At 69.1% G+C, this 17,509-nt stretch carries 10 protein-coding genes and 1 pseudogene; 3 read left to right on the top strand and 8 right to left on the bottom strand.

Features of this window, described 5'->3' with window-relative positions:
* Positions 1-33: 33 nt before the first annotated feature.
* A pseudogene (locus SMA5143A_RS32660) lies at positions 34-2,319 on the bottom strand (family 43 glycosylhydrolase); the annotation flags it as partial.
* 213 nt (positions 2,320-2,532) lie between these two features.
* Positions 2,533-3,981, bottom strand: coding sequence for a glycoside hydrolase family 43 protein (locus tag SMA5143A_RS32655; RefSeq protein WP_107466532.1), 1,449 nt, complete (start codon positions 3,979-3,981; stop codon positions 2,533-2,535).
* 832 nt (positions 3,982-4,813) lie between these two features.
* Between SMA5143A_RS32655 and SMA5143A_RS32650 the strand changes: the two genes are divergently transcribed.
* The gene (locus tag SMA5143A_RS32650) at positions 4,814-6,766 is read left to right on the top strand and encodes an alpha-L-fucosidase (protein ID WP_107466462.1); all 1,953 of its coding nucleotides are present in this window, start codon (positions 4,814-4,816) and stop codon (positions 6,764-6,766) included.
* A gap of 112 nt (positions 6,767-6,878) precedes the next feature.
* Here the strand turns inward: SMA5143A_RS32650 and SMA5143A_RS32645 are convergent, their stop codons facing one another.
* The 3 genes from SMA5143A_RS32645 to SMA5143A_RS32635 form a co-directional block, all read right to left on the bottom strand.
* Positions 6,879-7,322 carry an ATP-binding protein gene (locus tag SMA5143A_RS32645; protein WP_181362108.1) on the bottom strand — a complete coding sequence of 148 codons (444 nt, stop codon included), beginning with the start codon at positions 7,320-7,322 and terminating at the stop codon, positions 6,879-6,881.
* 101 nt (positions 7,323-7,423) lie between these two features.
* Positions 7,424-8,542, bottom strand: a complete 1,119-nt coding sequence (locus SMA5143A_RS32640) for a fatty acid desaturase family protein (protein ID WP_107466461.1) — start codon at positions 8,540-8,542, stop codon at positions 7,424-7,426.
* A gap of 7 nt (positions 8,543-8,549) precedes the next feature.
* On the bottom strand, positions 8,550-9,611 hold the full coding sequence (locus tag SMA5143A_RS32635) for a ferredoxin reductase (protein ID WP_107466460.1): 1,062 nt from the start codon (positions 9,609-9,611) through the stop codon (positions 8,550-8,552).
* Between the two features lie 86 nt (positions 9,612-9,697).
* Here SMA5143A_RS32635 and SMA5143A_RS32630 point away from each other — a divergent pair, with 86 nt between their 5' ends.
* Positions 9,698-10,837: a PucR family transcriptional regulator gene (locus tag SMA5143A_RS32630; protein WP_107466459.1), complete on the top strand. Its 1,140-nt coding sequence runs from the start codon at positions 9,698-9,700 to the stop codon at positions 10,835-10,837.
* Between the two features lie 72 nt (positions 10,838-10,909).
* Positions 10,910-11,386 (top strand): GNAT family N-acetyltransferase, encoded by a 477-nt coding sequence (locus SMA5143A_RS32625; protein ID WP_107466458.1) that lies wholly within the window; start codon positions 10,910-10,912, stop codon positions 11,384-11,386.
* 113 nt (positions 11,387-11,499) lie between these two features.
* Here the strand turns inward: SMA5143A_RS32625 and SMA5143A_RS32620 are convergent, their stop codons facing one another.
* From SMA5143A_RS32620 to SMA5143A_RS32605, 3 genes are all read right to left on the bottom strand, one after another.
* Positions 11,500-13,230, bottom strand: a complete 1,731-nt coding sequence (locus tag SMA5143A_RS32620; protein WP_107466457.1) for an acyl-CoA dehydrogenase family protein — start codon at positions 13,228-13,230, stop codon at positions 11,500-11,502.
* Positions 13,231-13,370: 140 nt separating this feature from the next.
* A complete protein-coding gene (locus SMA5143A_RS32615) occupies positions 13,371-13,928 on the bottom strand; it encodes a PadR family transcriptional regulator (RefSeq protein ID WP_107466456.1) in 558 nt (185 codons plus the stop codon).
* 276 nt (positions 13,929-14,204) lie between these two features.
* On the bottom strand, positions 14,205-17,486 hold the full coding sequence (locus SMA5143A_RS32605; RefSeq protein WP_258193864.1) for a hybrid sensor histidine kinase/response regulator: 3,282 nt from the start codon (positions 17,484-17,486) through the stop codon (positions 14,205-14,207).
* Positions 17,487-17,509 lie beyond the last annotated feature (23 nt).

The following is a 17,509-nucleotide window of genomic DNA, read 5'->3' as shown; positions in this document are numbered from 1 at the left end:
CTTCCTGATTACCGGGCGTGGGAGGGGAATCGATCAGGCCCAGGGGCCGACCGCCTTGAAGGAACTGTCGGCGCGGAAGGTGGCGTTGTCCTGGAAGGTGTCCAGGCGCAGCTCGTAGTTGTAGTGGCGGAGGTAGCGGCCGGGGTAGTTGTACGACTCCAGGCTGACCGAACCGGTGGCCGAGCCCGACCGGGCGCAGTAGGTGGCGTCCTTGTTGAAGAGGGTCGTGCCGTTGCTGGCGTCGGCGCGGATCCGGAGGTCTTTGTGGCGCAGGTAGCGGCCGGAGGCGTCACGGAACGAGTAGCAGCTTCCGTCGGCCAGACCGGGGACGATCGTGAAGGTGGCGCTCTGCTTGACCGCCGTCGTGCTGGAGGACGTCACCGGGTCGAGGTAGCCGAGGCTGTCGGAGCGTACGGCGGCGTAGCGGCCGGGGAAGTTGACGGACTGGAGCGAGCGGGTGGTGTTCGTCGGCAGGGCGATGCCGCCGGAGACCGGGGCGATGCTGCTCAGGGTGGGGACGACCGTCTTGATCAGGCCGTCGGCGTCGAACTCCATCTTGTCGATGGTGGTTTCGCGGTGGGTGCCGTCTCCGCCGGGGATGGCGAAGCGGTGGTAGGCGATGTACCAGTCGTCGGTGCCCGGTACCTGCACCACGGAGTGGTGGCCGGGGCCCTTGATGCCGAGCGAGAGGTCCTTCTCCAGGATCACGCCCCGCTTGGTCCAGGGACCGGTGGGCGAGGAGCCGGTGGCGTAGGCGACCCGGTAGTTCTCGTCACGTGTGTCGTTCTCCGACCACATGAAGTAGTAGGTGCCCTTGCGCTTGACGACGAAGGAGCCCTCCCTGTAGCCGCTGGGGGTGATGTTGGTGACCTTGGAGGCGTCGAAGGAGACCATGTCGTCGTTCAGGGGAACCACGTACGCCTGGCCGTTGGCGAAGTAGAGGTAGGACTGGCCGTCGTCGTCGGTGAAGACCGCCGGGTCGATCATCTGGCCCGAGTAGGCGCCGCGGGCGATCAGCGGCTTGCCCAGGGGGTCCTTGAACGGGCCGGTGGGCGAGTCGGAGACCGCGACGCCGATGTTCCCGTCGGCGGAGTAGTAGAAGTAGTACTTCCCGTTCTTGGCGGTCATCGTCGGGGCCCAGGCCCGGCTGTTGGTCCACGAGATGTCGGGACCCAGGTCCAGGATGACGCCGTGGTCCGTCCAGTGGACCAGGTCCTTGGAGGAGTACGCCTTGAACTGCGTACCGCTCCAGTTCGCGAAGCCGTCGGTGGTCGGGTAGATGTAGTAGGTGTCGCCGAAGCGGACGATGTTCGGGTCGGCGGTGAGCCCCGGCAGAACCGGGCTCCTGATGACCAGCGCCTCCACCGTCCAGGTGCGCTTCGTTCCGTCGGAGCCGGTGACCTCGTACGTCACGGGCTCGGTGAAGTCGCGGGGGGTGCCGGAGGCCGGGCTGATGGACGCGCCCTGGGCGAGGGTGAACTGCGGGGCGAGCGCGGTGAGGTCCGTGCCCTCCTTCACCGGCAGCGTGATCTTGCTGCGGGTGTCGTCGATGAGGGCGTCGATCTTCAGCGAGGGATGGGTGACCGCGGCGATGTGCGTGGTGTTCCCGCTGATCTCGAGGACCTCGCCGGGCGCCAGCGCGCGGTTGTAGACCCTGAAGTCCCTCATCTTGCCCTTGAAGAGCTTGTCACCGCTGTAGAGGGACTTGCCGATGTAGTTGGCCGTGGTGATGCCGGAGCCGATGGAACCGGGGGTGGTGGTGACCGACGTGTTGCGGGCCACCTCCACGCCGTCCTGGTACAGGACGCCCGTGGTGCCGGTCTGTGTGTAGGTGACGTGCTTCCAGACGGAGCGCGGCAGCGCGTCGGTGGTCCGGGTGTTCTGCTCGGTGGAGAAGGCCCCGGAGGCGATGGCGGTCCGGAACGTGTTGCCGGTGGTGAACAGGTACCCGTTGCCGGCTCCGTTGGCGGAGTTGCCGAACCCGTAGAGGAAGTACGGCGTGGCCTGGCCCGCGTCGATCTGCACGTCCATCGAGACGGTGATCGAGTTCATGCCGCTCATGATGTTGTCCGGCACCTTGATGTAGGTGTCGGAGCCGTTGAACGTGAGCCCTTCCCCGGAACCCGACCAGCCGGCGGTTCCGTTCACCGTTCCGTTCCGGCCGTTGCCCGAGGCGTCCGCCGCCACGGTTCCCGAGGTGGCGTCGAGCTTGTACCAGAGAGCCAGACCATCGGTGATCTCCGCTGCCTGGGCGGGGGCCGCCGGGCCGGCGACGCCCACCAGGAGCGAGGCGGCGGCCACGGCGGCGACAGCGCCCGGTCGGAATCTCCTGCGGCCCTGAGGTCTCAGGCTGAACATCGGTTCACATCCCTCTTGTTTCGAACGGTGTTCGACATGTCGGACAGCTTGCTTGGGTGGGCGGGTGTATCGGGACGGCTTGTGGAAGGGAGGAAGCCGGCGCCTCCCGCGCCGGTGGGGCGCGTCGGGGGCGAAGGGCACCGCGGAGGCGCCGGCATTCCTGTTCCGTGCGGGTCAGTTCGTCACGCGGAAGGTGGCGTCTCCGCGTGCTGTCGCGGTGGTGATCGGGTCGAGCTTCAGGTAGTACGCGTAGTGGCGGATGTACCGGTCGGGGTGGTTGTACGACTGGAACGAGGACCAGCTGGAGTCGGCGAGGCCGGCGACCTGGTTGAAGGTGGCGTCGGCGGCGAACTGGGCGGTGCCGTCGTTGCGGACCAGCTGGAAGTCGTAGTTGGCGTGCCGCAGGAAGTAGCCGGGGTAGTTCACCGACTCGAAGGAGACGGTGCCGGAGCCGGCCAGGCCGGGTCGCAGCCGGAACTGGGCGTCAGGACCGGTGATGTTCTGGTCGATGCGCACGTCGAAGTTGGCGTGCCGCACGTACCGGTCCTGGAAGTTGAACGACTGGAGCCGCTTGACCGGGGTGCTGGGCCAGCGTGCGAGGACGCGGGACTCCTCGGCGGCCGTGAGGTTCAGGATCGAGCCGTGCCGCTTCTTGTTGACGCCCATGTTGTAGCTGCCCGATGCCGGGAGCTGGTAGGTGCCGACAGCGGAGGGATTGGTCGTCGTGACCGGCATGTACCCGCCGCGGGTGGCGTACTGGTCGAGGTACAGGGTCCACTCGTTGCGGTCGCGGAACTTCATCCACATCGGACCCTCGACCGCCGTGCCGGTCGTGCCCGTCGCGCCGGTCAGGCCGATGCCGGAGAGGTTGCCGAGGTTCGTCCACGTGCCGAGGATCGAGTTGCTGCCTTCGATGGTGATCTCGCCGTCACCGGAGGCCCGCACGTAACGGTAGTCTCCGACGCCGGCCGGGACTTCGACGATCTGGGTGTCGATGAGCTCCTGGGTACCGGGACGGTCGATGTAGATCTGGGGCGTGGTGATGGTGCGGAAGTCGCTGGTGCGGGCGTAGAAGATGCGGTGCTTGGTCTTGCCGTTGAGGGGCACGTTCGTCGCCCAGTACAGGACGTAGTCATTGGTCTCGGGGTTCCAGATCGCCTCGGGCGCCCAGGCGTTGCGTCCGTCGGGGATCGCGCCGGCCACGTTGAGCAGCCATGGCTGCGACCAGTTGACCAGGTCCGTCGACTCCCAGACCACGATGCTGCGGCTGCCGTTGTTGATGGAGCCGTCCACGGTCGACCCGCAACCCCAGCACAGGTCGGTCGCGATGATCCAGTACTTGCTGCCGTCGGGCGATCTCACCAGAGCGGGGTCGCGTACCCCCTTCGTGCCGACGGTGGAGCGCAGGATCGACGCTCCGTCGTTGAGGTCGTTCCAGTGCAGGCCGTCCGTGCTGTGGGAGAGGTACATCTGCTGACCGGTCGCCCCTTCACCGGTGAAGTGCAGCATCAGGTAGCCCGGGTCTGCCGCGCTCGCCCGCTCCGGTGTGATCAGGATCTGGGACGTGAGGAGCAGGCATGCGGCGAACAAGATCGCCCACAGCCTGGAGAGAAGAGCGGACATGTACATCTCCTGTCGTTCTGCCAGTGCCGCCGTCGAGCGTGGAGGGCCCACCCCGGGGTGGGCGGGGAAGCTCGGTCTCGGTGTCGACGGGACGGAGCGGCTGCCGCGCGACGGGGGGAGGGGCGACTGGGTCCGGGTGACGGTGTGTCTGCCGTGCGCGGTGCGCCTCACCGTGGGTGACGGGGGGCCTTGGCACAGGGCGCCGGTGTGCTTGTGGTGACGGCTTGCGGGGTGATGGCACGGTTGCCGCCGGGGTGGGGCGGCCGCGGCGCCGCGGTGAGTGGGCGGTTGTCGAATACGAGCGTGCGGGGGCGCGGTGCGGCGAGACGGCCTCCCAGCCCTCGACGGACGGGCGACCGTCCGTGGCCGACTCCTCGGTCCTCAGTGCGAGTTGTCCGATAAATCGAACGTTGTTCGTAAGGTCGGGCAGACGTTAAATGTGGGGAGCGGGGTGCGTCAATACTTCCGACAGCGGTAGTCCGTGGACCTGAGAAGGCCGGTCGCGGTAGGTGAAGGGGCCACGCATGGCGTCTTTGCTCACCCTGCGGCCGTGAGGCAGCCCGCTCGGGTTCTGCTCCAGACATTGCATGTCTACGGATGAACAAATAGCAACTTATCTACCTAGAACGGCATCTTCTGATTCCGTCGAGAGCACTTTCATCCACTTACCCGTTGACACAGGGCTGTTGCGTCATCGAACTTCTTGCGTAACATCCGGCGCCTTGGAGCCCTGAGGGAGCCCGCGCCAGAAGGGCCTGGAGACCGAAGGTCCTCGGGCTGCCCACCTCCTGCCTCAACCCGAACCACAGAGCCAACCGAACAGGGAGTCAACATGCCGTCAGGAAGACTGTCCCGTCGCGCGCTTCTGGGTGCTGTCGGCGCCGCCGCGGCCACGACCGCCCTGCCCGTGATGCCCGCGCTGTCCCCCCTGCTCGCGGAGGCGGCCGCGGCGGACGCGCAGACCAACCTGGAGAAGCTGGCGAACATGCGGTTCGGCATGTTCAACCACTTCAGCCTGGGCACGTTCACCAACGAGGAGTGGGCCGCGCCCAACCAGAACCCCGCCCTGTTCGCCCCCACGGCCGTGGACTGCGCGCAGTGGGCGGACGCTGCCGCGGCGGCGAAGATGAGCTACGGCATCCTGACCACCAAGCACCACGACGGCTTCGCGCTGTGGCCGAGCGCCTACGGCACCCAGAACGTCGCGAACAGCTCCTACAAGCAGGACGTGGTGAAGGCGTACTGCGACGCCTTCCGCGCGAAGGGGCTCCGGGTCGCGTTCTACTACTCGATCTGGGACCGCACCTTCGGTGTCGAGGCGTGGGAGAGCCGCCACAAGGTGTCCGGCCTGGAGATCACGGACGCCATCCAGCCCGCCGACATGACCTTCATACTCGGGCAGATCACCGAACTGCTCACCAACTACGGCACCATCGACATGTTCATCACCGACGGCTACGCATGGCAGATGGGCCAGCAGGCCATCTCCTACCAGCGCATCCGCGAGCACGTGAAGTCGCTCCAGCCGGACATCATCATGATCGACCACGGTGCCCTGTCGGTGCCCTGGCTCGGCGACGCGATCTACTTCGAGGAGCCGCTGGGCGTCTCGGCGCCGGCCGGAAACACCTACGCCGCCACGCAGGGGCAGACGATCAGCAACGGCTGGTTCTGGCACCCGCACACGCCGACCCAGGACCCGATGAGCAAGGACGCGATCCTCTCCCACCTGGCGGACCTGGAGCCGAAGTACACCTCGTTCATCCTCAACTGCCCGCCCAACCGCAACGGCAAGCTGGACACCAACATCGTCAACCGGCTCGCCGAAGTCGGAGCGGCCTGGAGCCCCGACACCTCCCGGCCGCCGCTGCCCACCCAGCCGCTGCGCGCCGAGCACCCCGTGACACCCGTCAGCGCCTACGCGACCGGGTTCCGCGACCGCGAGGGACCGCTCAACGCCATCGACGGACTGAGCGACAGGGGCTACGAGACCTGCTGGTCGACGTGGGGACTGCCCAACGCCCTGCCCCACTCGATCACGATCGACCTGGGCGGGGTGTGGAGCAACGTCTCCACTCTGGAGTACCTGCCCAAACAATGGGGCCGCACCGACTCGACCGACGGCGACATCACCTCGTACACCATCTCCACCAGCACCGACGGCACGAACTTCACCCAGGTCGCCACCGGCACCTGGGCCGGCAACCGTGCCCCCAAGGTGGTCGAGTGGTCGGCCCGGAACGTCGGCTTCGTGCGGATCCAGGCCAACGCGGCCACCGGCGGCTACGCCAACATGGGCGGCGTCCACATCGGCGGCCGGACGGCCAAGCCGGCCCTGCTGTCCACCACGCTGCCCGGAGACGGCACCACCTACCGGCTGGTCGCCCGGCACAGCGGCAAGGTCGCCGACGTGAAGGGCAACGGCACGGCGAACAACACCCCCGTTCTGCAGTGGCCGTGGCTCGACAAGGCGAACCAGAAGTGGACCTTCGCCAAGACCGGCGACGGCTACTACGAGATCAAGGGTGTGGGCAGCGGCAAGCTCATGGAGGTGCAGGGGCTCTCCCGTGCCGACGGTGGCACCGTCGGCATCTGGTCGGACGACAACGTCCCCCAGCAGCACTGGGCCGTCACACCCACCGGTGACGGCTACTACTTCCTCACCAACCGCTACAGCGGGCTCTGCCTCGCCGTCGACGAGGGCAGCACCGCCGACGGAGCCGCCCTCGAGCAGCAGCCGTACACGTCACTGACGCGCCAGCAGTGGCAGATCGTCGCCCTCTGACCATCCCGACGGCGGGCGTCGAGTACGTCGACGCCCGCCGTCGGCGCTGAGGCGGGACCGCGCGGGATGGACCGGACGAGCGGGGGAGATGTCGCCACAGGCGAGGCGACCGTCACTCCGTTCGACGATCGGGATCGACGTCGGGGCCGGGGGCGGGACCGCCTTCCACGGGGCGGAAGCATGCCGTCACCGTCTTGCCCTGCCGCTGGCACCGGATCCCCCACTCGTCGGCGAGCTTCCGCACGATGGCCACTCCGCGGCCCGAGACCTCACCCGGCTCCGGTTCGCGCTGGCGCGGCAGCGTCGGGTCCTCGTCGTGGACACTCACATGGAGGCAGTCGCCGTCCCAGGTGAGGACCAGATGTGCGTCGCTGTGCGCGTGGATGTGCGCATTGGTGATCAGCTCGGACACCGCCAGCACGATGGCGTCCACGGTGTGCGGCTCGGTGGCGGCCCAGTCCAGGGACTCCAGACGCCTGCGTGTCCACTCCCGCCCCGCGCGTACTCCCTTGGACATCGGGAACGAGTGCGCCCACCCCATCGCCTTCACCGCCACTGCTCCGGCTCCTTCCCCTTCGACCGTCCCGGCACGTGCACACACCGTGTACCCGGCACCCGACGCGACAGGCATGGGACCCCCGTGAGCCGAGACCGGGATCAGGCCGCGGCGAGCTCCCGTTCGCGGTCAGGCGTCTGGACCTTCGGGTTCTTGTTCGGCAGCGACAGCCGGAAGACCTTGCGCCACGCGGAGAACACCTGCTTGGGCAGCGGCCCGCTGACGTACTCCAGCTCGTACTTCTCGAACAAGGCGCGCACCTTGACCGCGACCTCGGCGTACCGGTTGCTCGGCAGGTCCGGGAACAGGTGGTGCTCGATCTGGTGCGACAGGTTGCCGGTCATGAAGTGCATGGCCTTGCTGCCGCTGATGTTCGCCGAGCCCATCATCTGGCGCAGATACCACTGGCCGCGTGTCTCGCCCTTGATAGACCGGCGTTCGAAGACCTGCACACCCTCGGGGAAGTGCCCGCACATGATCACCGAGTGGGACCAGATGTTGCGGACCAGGTTCGCGGTGAACGTCGCGGCGAGCGTGGTGAGGAACGACGGGCCCGACAGCAGCGGGTGGATCACGTAGTCCTTGAGCACCTGCTTGCGGATCTTGCGGCCCACGGCCCTGGCCCGCGCGCGGAACTCCGGGTCCTTGCGGCGGCGCTTGCGCAGGTTCTTGCCGAGCTCCAGGTCGTACGCCGCGATGCCGTACTCGAAGAAGCAGGCGTTGATGAAGTTCCACACCGGCTGGCCGAGGTGGAACGGGTACCACCTCTGGTCCTCGTCGACGCGCATGATGCCGTAGCCGAGGTCGTTGTCCTTGCCGATCACGTTGGTGTACGTGTGGTGCAGCTCGTTGTGCGAGTGCTTCCACTGGTCGGCCGGCGAGACGTGATCCCATTCCCAGGTGGTGGAGTGGATCTTCGGGTCCCTCATCCAGTCCCACTGGCCGTGCAGGATGTTGTGGCCGATCTCCATGTTGTCCATGATCTTCGCCACGGACAGACCCGCGGTGCCGATGATCCACGCGGGCGGGAAGAACGAGAACAGCAGCACACCCCTGCTGACCAGCTCCAGCTTGCGCTGCGCCGAGATGACCTTGCGGATGTAGGCGGCGTCCTTCTCGCCGCGGCTCGCGATCACCTCGTCGCGGATCGCGTCCAGCTCGCGGCCGAGCTCCTCGATCTGCTCCGCGGTCAGATGGGCGGTGGGGTCGATGGCGGTCAAGGTGCTCCTACCGTTCGATGTCGCAGGGGCCCGCCGCGGCGGACACGCAGGTCTGGATGAGGACGCCCGGCTCGGCCTCGGTGATCTCGCCGGTGCGCAGGTCGCGGACGGCGCCCGCCTTGAGCGGGGTGACGCAGCCGAAGCAGATGCCCATGCGGCACCCGGACGGCATGAGCACGCCGGCCTCCTCGCCGACGTCCAGCAACGGCGTCGCGCCGTCCGCGTCGACGGTCCTGCCGGTGGTGCTGAACGTGACCTCGCCACCGCCACCGTCGCCGGTGACGACGACGCCGGGGCGGAAGCGTTCGGTGTGCAGGCGTTCCGCGACGCCGTGCCTGCTCCAGTGCTGCTCGGCGGCGTCGAGCAGACCCGCGGGACCGCAGGCCCAGGTCTCGCGCTCGGCCCAGTCGGGCACGAGCTCGTCGAGGCGGGCGATGTCGAGCATGCCGTCGGTGTCGGTGTGCAGCTCGGTCAGACGCAGCTTCTTGTCCGCGACCAGGTCGTGCAGATCCTTGCGGAAGATCACGTCGCGGGGCCCTGGCGCGGAGTGGACCATGACGACGTCGTCGAACTCGGTGTCGCGCAGCATGCCCATCACGGGCGTGATGCCGCTGCCGGCCGTCAGGTAGAGCACCTTGGCGGGCTTGGCCCGAGGCAGTACGAAGTCACCGGTCGCCTGGTCGAGCTGGATCAGTGTGCCGGGTTTCACCCTGCGGACCAGGTGGTTGCTGACCTTGCCGTCCGGGATCGCCTTCACGGTGATCGTGACGCGGCCGTCCCGGCGGTTCGTCGGCGAGGTGAGCGAGTAGGCACGCCACAGGCGCACTCCGTCGACGTCGACCCCGATCCGCACGTACTGACCGGCTGTGTGGCCGCGCCAGCCCCGTCCCGGTCTGATCACGATGGTCGCGGCGTCGGCCGTCTCGGGATGCACGGCCTCGATACGCCCCCGCAGGTCGGCGCCCGCACGCAGCGGGCTGACCAGATCGAGGTAGTCCGACGGCAGCACCGGCGTCGTGACCATCTCCAGCAGTTTCCACGCCCTGCTGCGGAGGGCAGTACTCGTCATGACTCCAGCTTGATGTACCGCAGGGCGTAAAGTCCTGACCGTAGGACGTGAATCTGGTCGGCTGAATTGTTCGCGGGGAACAAAAGATGAGCCAAGCAATCCGGAGGGCCACCGAACTGGCCCTCGATGAGACGACGGTCACGGCACTGCGGGCCGAGCTGAGGACCACCGCCGACGAGGTCGTCCAGGCGATCATCGACGAGGTCCCTCCCTACGCCAACGCCCTGTCGGGCAGCATGGGCGGCACCATCCGCCGAGCCGTCCGCACCGCCCTGGGGCACTACCTGGACCTCGCGAGCGGGAACGCGACGGGTGGCGACGCCGGTGACGCGGCCTACGAGCTGGGCCGCGGCGAGGTGCGCGACGGCCGTTCGATGGACGCCCTGCTCAGCGCCTACCGCGTCGGTGCCCGCGTGGCCTGGCGATGCCTGGCCGCGGGCGCCGTACCCGCGGGTCTGCCCGCCGCCGACGTCGCCAAGTTCGCCGAGCTGACCTTCGCCTACATCGACGAGCTCTCCGCCGCGAGCGCCGCGGGCCACGCCGACGAACTGGCGGCCCGGGGCCGGGCCCACGAGCGCCACCTGGAACAGCTGGTCCGCGACCTCCTGTCCGGCGCGAGCCCGGACGTGCTGCTGGCCTCTGCTCAGCGGGCGGGGTGGCAGCCTCCGGTTTCCCTGACCGCGGTCCTGCTGCCCGCCGCCGATGCCCGGCCCGCCTACCGTGTCCTCGACCCCAGCACCCTCGTCCTCGACGATCTGCCGGACGCCTTCGGCGTGCTGCTCGTCCCCGATGCCGACCGATCACATCTCCTGAGGCAGCTGACGGACCGCACCGTCGTGGTCGGCCCGGCCCGGCCATGGACTCGCGCGTCCGCCTCGTACGCACGAGCCGTACGCGCGCGGTCCCTCTCCTCCGACATCCGCGACACCGAGGAACACCTGCCCGAGCTGGTGCTGAGCGCCGACATGGACGCGTTCGCAGACCTGCGTGCCCGAGCGCTCGCCCCGCTGCGGACCTTGCCCGTCGCGACCGCGCGGCGGCTGGAGGAGACGTTGCGGGCGTGGCTGCTGCACCAGGGCAGACGGGAGGAGGTGGCGGCGGCACTGTTCGTCCATCCCCAGACCGTCCGCTACCGGATGTCACAGCTGAGGGAGCTGTTCCCGGACCTCGCATCGCCGCAGCGGGTCCTCGAACTGACGCTGGCGGTCGGCCTTCGGGACAGCTGACGGAAACCTGCGCGGGAAGACTGAGTTCCCGCAGCAAGCACCGACCGCCCCAGCGTTGGCACGATGCACCCCATGGATGTCGAGAACCTCGGTGAACTTCAAGTGGACCGCGCGGAGCCGTCGGACTGGGCCGCTTTGGCCAAGATCGATTCGATTGCGGCGGGAGGCGACCAAGCACGACGGGACACCATCCGGCGCTGGTGCGAACAGGGTGTGGCCCTCATGGCCCGAGACTCGTCGGGACCTATCGGTTACAGCGTGCTGGAGTACAACTTCTTCGAGCAGGGCTTCGTCCCCATGCTGATGGTCGCCCCCAGTGCCCGCCGACGAGGAGTGGGCGCACGTCTCCTCACGGCCGTCGAGACCGTCTGCTCCACCACGAAGCTGTTCACCTCGACCAACGTCTCCAACCACCCCATGCAGCAGCTCCTACAGCGCGCCGGCTGGCACCCCGTCGGTCTGCTCCACGGCCTCGACGAGGGAGATCCCGAACTCTTCTACCTCTGCCCGAGCACCCGACTCCGCGACGCCACGGTCATCGGAGGTTGAGGGCGGTCCCGCACCAGCCGCCCTTCGGCCAACCGGCGTGACGCACACCGGCGCACGCGCCCTGGGGTGGGGGGTGTCGGCCACCCCGTTCCCCGTGCGCGTGCGCCAAGGCGTCAGGGCCTCATCTCGTACGCCCCCGACAGAGCCTCCACCCGCTGCCAGACCCGCTCCGCACGCGTCCCGTCGACGACCGGGCGGCGGACCGCGCCGAGTGCCCAGAGCTGCTGCTCCTCGGTCGCGGAGTCCTTGCCGTGCAGTTCGACGGCGTGGGCGGAGAAGTCCCGCACGAGGACGGCGAACAGCTCGTCGAGCACGTCCTCGTCGAGGTCGGACAGGGCTGCCTGCTCCAGGACCAGCTGCCCGTGGACGACGAGCGCGAAGAGCTGCCCGACGGAGAGGAGCAGGTCGAGATCCCGGCTCTGCTTCTCGTCGGGCGCGGCCTTGAGTACGAAGTCACAGAGTGCGTCGGCCTGTTCGCGGAACCGGGCGACATTGGGCAGGTGGGCGTACGTGTCGAAGGCCGGCCGCCAGTCGTGGAAGCGCACCGAGCCGAGACCGCGGGCCGGCCCCTGCCGGAAGAGGAAGACGTCGTCGGTCGCGTCGAGCCGGGTCGGGACGGGCTCGTACGCCACCGGGTCGAGGAGGTGGTTGCGCATGAACTTGAGGATCAGCGCCAGGTTGACGTGGACGGTGCCCTCCAGCTTCGGCAGTCCGCGGATCTCGACGGCGGCCTGGGCGAAGTAGTTGTCCTTCTCGAAGCCCTTGGCGGCGATGACGTCCCACATCAGGTCGATGACCTTCTCGCCCTCGGTGGTCACCTTCATCTTCGTCATCGGGTTGAAGAGGAGGTAGCGGCGGTCGTGGGGGCCCGCGGTGCGGAAGTAGTCGACGGCGCGGTCGCTGAACAGCTTCATCCCGACGAGCCGTACGTACGCGTCGGTCAACTCCCGTCGCACGTGCGGGAAGGCGGTGACGGGACGGCCGTAGAGTATGCGGTTCTGCGCGTGCGTGACGGCCTCGTACATCGCGTGCTCGCAGATGCCGATCGAGGCGGTGCAGAGGTTGAACTTGCCGACGTTGACGGTGTTGAGGGCGGCGTCGAAGGCGGCGCGGCCGGTGTGCAGGACGTCTTCCGGGGCGACGGGGTAGTCCTCGAGGCGGAACTCGCTGACGAACTTCGACGAGTCGACGACGTTCTTGACCAGGTGGTACGCCGGGTGGCGGCTGTCGGCGGCGAAGAAGACGTAGCCGTCGGGGCCCTCGATGTCGGTGCGCCGGCCGAAGACCGACACGAGCCCGGCCGCGTTGCCGTTGCCGATGTAGTACTTGGAGCCGGTGGCCCGGAAACCGCCCGTGCCGTCCGGCTCCAGGAGCATGTCGGTGGAGTAGATGTCGGCGCCGTGCGCCTTCTCGGACAGACCGAAGGCGAACACCTCGCCCTGGGAGAGCAGTTCGGCGGCGCGGGCACGGGCGGCGGGGTTGTCGCTCTGCCAGACCGGGCCGAGTCCGAGGATGGTGACCTGCCAGGCGTACCAGTAGTCGAGGCCGTAGAAGCCGAGTATCTCGTTGAGCGCGGCGATGCGGGCGGTGTCCCAGCGCTTGTCGCCCTCGCCCTCGCCCTCCCCGGCGGCGGAGGCGGGCGTGAGGAACGTCGCGAACAGCCCTTCCTCGGCGGCGAAGGCGAGGAAGTCCCCGAGCCAGGCACGGGTCCGGTAGTCCTCGATCAGCCGGCGCTTGCCTCGTTCCTCGAACCAGTCGACGGTGGCGCGCAGCAGCCTGCGGGTCTCCGGGTCGAAGTGCGCGGGGTCGTAGGTCCGCGGGTTGAAGAGCAGCGCGTCGGTCATGAGAGCCGCCTTTCGGTTGAGGGTTGAGGGGTGAAGGACGAGGGATGAGGGTGAGTGCGAACGCATGTCCCGGGTCAGGTCCGGGGTCACCTTCTGGAGGACCGTTCCGGGATCGCGTTCCGGGGGTCGGGCTCGGCCGGTCAGTGACCGGGGGCGAAGCCGGCGAGTGTGGCGAGGACATCGTCGAGCCAGGCGATCATCATGCGCTCGTACGCGATACCGCCGCGCAGTACGACGTGCTGGAGTTCCCGTTCGGCGTCGATCGGACCGTCCGCCGGGGTGTCCCCGAAGTCGCGGGCCGCGCCCGCGAGGTAGTGGTCCAGGCGGTCCGTGTGCGCCTGTCGGTGTCGCTCGACCTCACTGATCAGGGCGGCCGGGTCGTCGAAGGCGGCGCCGCGGATCTTCACCGCGAGATCGTGCCGGACGCTGTCGGGCTCGGTCGGCTCGTGGAGCCACGCGGAGAGCGCGTCCCGTCCGGGCCCTGCCACGGAGTACTCCTTCTTGTCCGGGCGCCCGTACTGCGGGACCTCGCGGACGTCGACCCAGCCGTCGCTCTCCATCCGCTTGAGCACGCGGTAGATCTGCTGGTGGGTGGCGGTCCAGAAGTACCCGATGGACCGCTCGAACCGCCGGGCCAGCTCATAGCCGGAGCCCGGCTTCTCCAACAGGGAGACGAGGATCGCGTGCTCGAGCGCCATGCGCACGATCCTGCTATGCACCTCGTTGCATAGCAACGCCGTGAAGGTGAGACGCCGCTCACCCGGTGCGGTCACATGGACCAGTGGCAGGCTGCGACCGGGCGATCCGCAGAACCGCCCGGCGAGCCACCGCCCCCTGGCAAAACGGCGGCGGGTCACCTTGCGCGAGGTGGTCGCCCACCCGATCGTGTGCAGGAACCCGCCGGTCCGTCCCCTGATATTCAGGCGACGGATCTTCCTCCCGCCGGTGTCGCGTCGGCGGGGCGGGAGGCATCCTCAGCACCGGCTGCGCAACTCCTGCGTGGCCCGGCGTATCTCGTCCGCCAACTGTGTCAGGACCGCGGGGAGGGGGGTGTCGTCATGAGACGTCCACGGCCGCCGTGCGGTGGCAGCGGCTTCGATGTCCTGGCAGAGTTCCGCCGCGCGGGTGGCTCCCACGGTCGCGCAGCTGCCTTTGAGGCGGTGGGCCAACAGGCGTGCCGCGTCGAAGTCCCCGGCCTCCAGCGTCCGGCGGAGCCGGCCGAGGACATCGGGGGTCGACGCCGCGAACGCGTCCGCGATATCCGCGATGTCCTCGGCGGGCAGACCGTCGAGCTCCGCCGGTGTGCCTGCCGTGGTCGGCGGGGCGGACTCGACGGGCGGTTCCGCCGCCACCCACACGGCGATACGGGCGAGCACCTGTGTCCAGTCCACCGGCTTGGTGAGGTGGTCGTCCATGCCCGCCTCGATGCATCGGACCCGGTCGTCCGGCATGGCCGCCGCCGTCATCGCGATGATCGGGACGCGCTCGGGTCCGGTCTGGCGCCGCCTGATCTCGGCCGTAGCGGCGAGGCCGTCGAGTCCCGGCAGTTGGCAGTCCATGAGGACCAGGTCGTACCGCTTGCGGAGGACGGCCCGCACGGCACGCTCACCGTCGTCGACCACGTCGACATGGTGGCCGGCCTTCTGCAGGACGAGCCGTGCGACCTGGGAACTGACGTCGTCGTCCTCGACGACCAGGACACGTGCCGGGCGGACCGGGCGTGCGCCAACGCCCGGGTGATCTTGTGTTCCGCCGTCGTACAGCAGGGGGAGAAGCGACTGGGGGAGGAGCGCCTGGGGAAGGGGGTCGGGGGATCCCGTCGCGCCGAGCGCGTTCTGGGCCGCCGCCAGGAGAAGGCGTCGGCTCAGGGGCAGCGTCACCGACTGGACGATCCGGTCCTTGGTGCGGGAGGCGGCCGGCCATGCGACACCGGTGCGTCCCGGAGTGATCAGCACGATGACGCTGGTCGCTCGGAGTCGAGGGTCGGCGAGGACGGCCTCGGCCAGCGACCCACTGTCGTCGTCATCCGGCCGGGCCGGACGCGTACCGGTCCCGGCGAGGGACATGTGGAGGTCGACGACGGCCAGGTCGAACGGCGCCCCAGCCGCTGCCGCCGCCCGAAGTGCGGCTGTGGCTGCGGCGGCGTCCGCCGCCTCTTCCACCTCCAGACCGGCACCGGCCAGAATGCGGCGCGCCAGGTCCCGGTTGTCCTCGTCCGCGTCGGCGATGAGGACGCGGCGACCGTGCAGCTCCTCGTGGGCAGGGGCGGTCCGGGCGAGGGCGTCCAGGGGCAGGGTCACCCAGAAACGGCTGCCGACGCCCTTCACGCTGTCCAGCCCGATCCTGCCGCCCATCAGCTCGACCAACTGCCGGCTGATGGCAAGCCCCAATCCGCTGCCGCCGGTGCGGCGCGTGATGGGCGAGTCGAGCCGACGGAAGGTCTCGAAAACGCGGTCCCGGTCCTCCGGGCCGACACCGATGCCCGTGTCGCGAACGGTGAACCGCAAGGTCACCCGGTCGACGGCGGACGGGGCACGTCGATCGAGGCCGGGCTCCGGGGACGGGGCACGTCGATCGAGGCCGGGCTCCAGGGACGGGGCACGTCGATCGAGGCCGGGCTCCGGCGACAGGGCACGTCGATCGTGGTCGGACTCCGACGACGAGGCACGTTGATCTCGGCCCGGTTCCAGCGACAGGGCACACCGATCATGGTCCGGTTCCACCCACGGAGCACCTCGATCGCGGTCCGCCTCCAGCGTGACCTCGAGGTCGATCCCGCCCTGGACGGTGAACTTCATGGCGTTGCCGATGATGTTGGTCAGCACCTGCCGGAGCCGGACCGGATCGCCGGCCACATGCTGGGGGAGGTCCTCGGCCAGACGGAGCGTCAGCCACAGGCCCTGCCGGTAGGCGTGCGGGGCGAACAGGGCCACGACCTCGTCGCACAACCGGGGCAGATCGAAGGCCACCCTCTCGATCTTCAGACGGCCCGCCTCGACCTTCGACAGATCGAGGAAGTCGTCCAGCAGCCGGAGCAGGTTCCGCGCGGACTCCTGCACGGTGTTCGCGTAGTGGCGCTGCTCGTCGTCCATGCGGGTGTCGAGCAGAAGCGTGTTCATGCCCAGTACGCCGTTGATCGGCGTACGGATCTCGTGGCTGACCTTGGCCAGGAACTCGGACTTGGCGGCCGAGGCCCGCACCGCCTCGTCCCGCGCCGTGGCGAGCGCGTCCGCGTATCGCGCCAGGGTCCGCTGCGCCCGTCGACGGCTGCGGCTGGTGTGGATCTGGAAGCCGAGCCCGGCCAGGATCAAGGCGGCGAGCAGCGCGGCGATGAACAGGACCCGGCCGCGCAGATGTTCCGCGGAGGCCAGTGCCTCGTCGGCGGGCACCTCCGCGGTGACCGTCCAGCCGATGCCCGGGATGGGCTCGGAGGCCGACAGTACCGCGCCCTCGGTGCCGCGCCAGTTGGTGAAGACCCTGCGTCCGGCCAGCGCCGCGTCGACCCGCGCGTCCTCCCGCAGGGAGGTGAGCGCGAACAGCCGGCCCGCCGGGTCCGCCACCAGAACCCCGGCCCGGTCCGTGATCAGCAGCCGGATCCCTTGAGCCGCGGCGGCCTCGGAAGCGTACGCCTGGATCGCGTCCAGGCTGTAGACGGCGGTCAGGATGCCCACCATCTTTCGGCCGTCCTCGTCCGGGATCGGTGCCGCGACCGCCACGGCACGGGAGACACCCCGCATGGTGGGCGTGTACGCCTGCGACACATATGGCTGCATGTCGTCGCGCACCGCGCGGTACCAGTCGGTTCTGCTGACGTCCTGGAACAGCTGGGCCGAGGGCTGGGCGTCGATCAGTCGGCCATCGGGAGCGGCCACGATCACTCCGCTGATCCCGGGCCGCATCCGGGCCAGCTCCGCCAGCGCGTCGGCCAGCCCCGGCCCGGCCGCCCGGTCACCGGAGCCGGCCGAGGCGCGTATCTCGGGCCGCTCCGCGTAGGCGCTGACAAGCTGCTTCAGCGTCCCCATCTGCTGCTCCACGACCACCCGGCTCACCGCGGCGGTCGTCTCCACCCGGTCACGCACCTCGCTGCGGACGGCCCGGTCGGACAGCGTCACACTCGACGAGGTCAGCAGCCCGAGCGGCAGCAGGCCGAGCAGCACCCACAGCGCGGCCACCGCGAACAGCCATCCCCGGTCGCCGTCACCGCGGCGCGCAAACGACCAGGTACGCCGTCCGGTCCTGGAGAGTCGCCCTCCCAAAGCGTTCACCTCCAGGTGAACCG

The sequence above is a fragment of the Streptomyces sp. MA5143a genome (assembly GCF_900290235.1).
GTDB lineage: Bacteria > Actinomycetota > Actinomycetes > Streptomycetales > Streptomycetaceae > Streptomyces.
Note: the sequence above shows the minus strand (reverse complement) of the source record. Positions and strands in the feature narration are given on the sequence as shown.

Coding starts and splice junctions, on each gene's coding strand:
- SMA5143A_RS32625 (WP_107466458.1), top strand. CDS start 10,910: ATGGATGTCGAGAACCTCGGTGAACTTCAAGTGGACCGCGCGGAGCCG.
- SMA5143A_RS32655 (WP_107466532.1), bottom strand. CDS start 3,981: ATGTCCGCTCTTCTCTCCAGGCTGTGGGCGATCTTGTTCGCCGCATGC.
- SMA5143A_RS32630 (WP_107466459.1), top strand. CDS start 9,698: ATGAGCCAAGCAATCCGGAGGGCCACCGAACTGGCCCTCGATGAGACG.
- SMA5143A_RS32635 (WP_107466460.1), bottom strand. CDS start 9,611: ATGACGAGTACTGCCCTCCGCAGCAGGGCGTGGAAACTGCTGGAGATG.
- SMA5143A_RS32620 (WP_107466457.1), bottom strand. CDS start 13,230: ATGACCGACGCGCTGCTCTTCAACCCGCGGACCTACGACCCCGCGCAC.
- SMA5143A_RS32650 (WP_107466462.1), top strand. CDS start 4,814: ATGCCGTCAGGAAGACTGTCCCGTCGCGCGCTTCTGGGTGCTGTCGGC.
- SMA5143A_RS32615 (WP_107466456.1), bottom strand. CDS start 13,928: ATGGCGCTCGAGCACGCGATCCTCGTCTCCCTGTTGGAGAAGCCGGGC.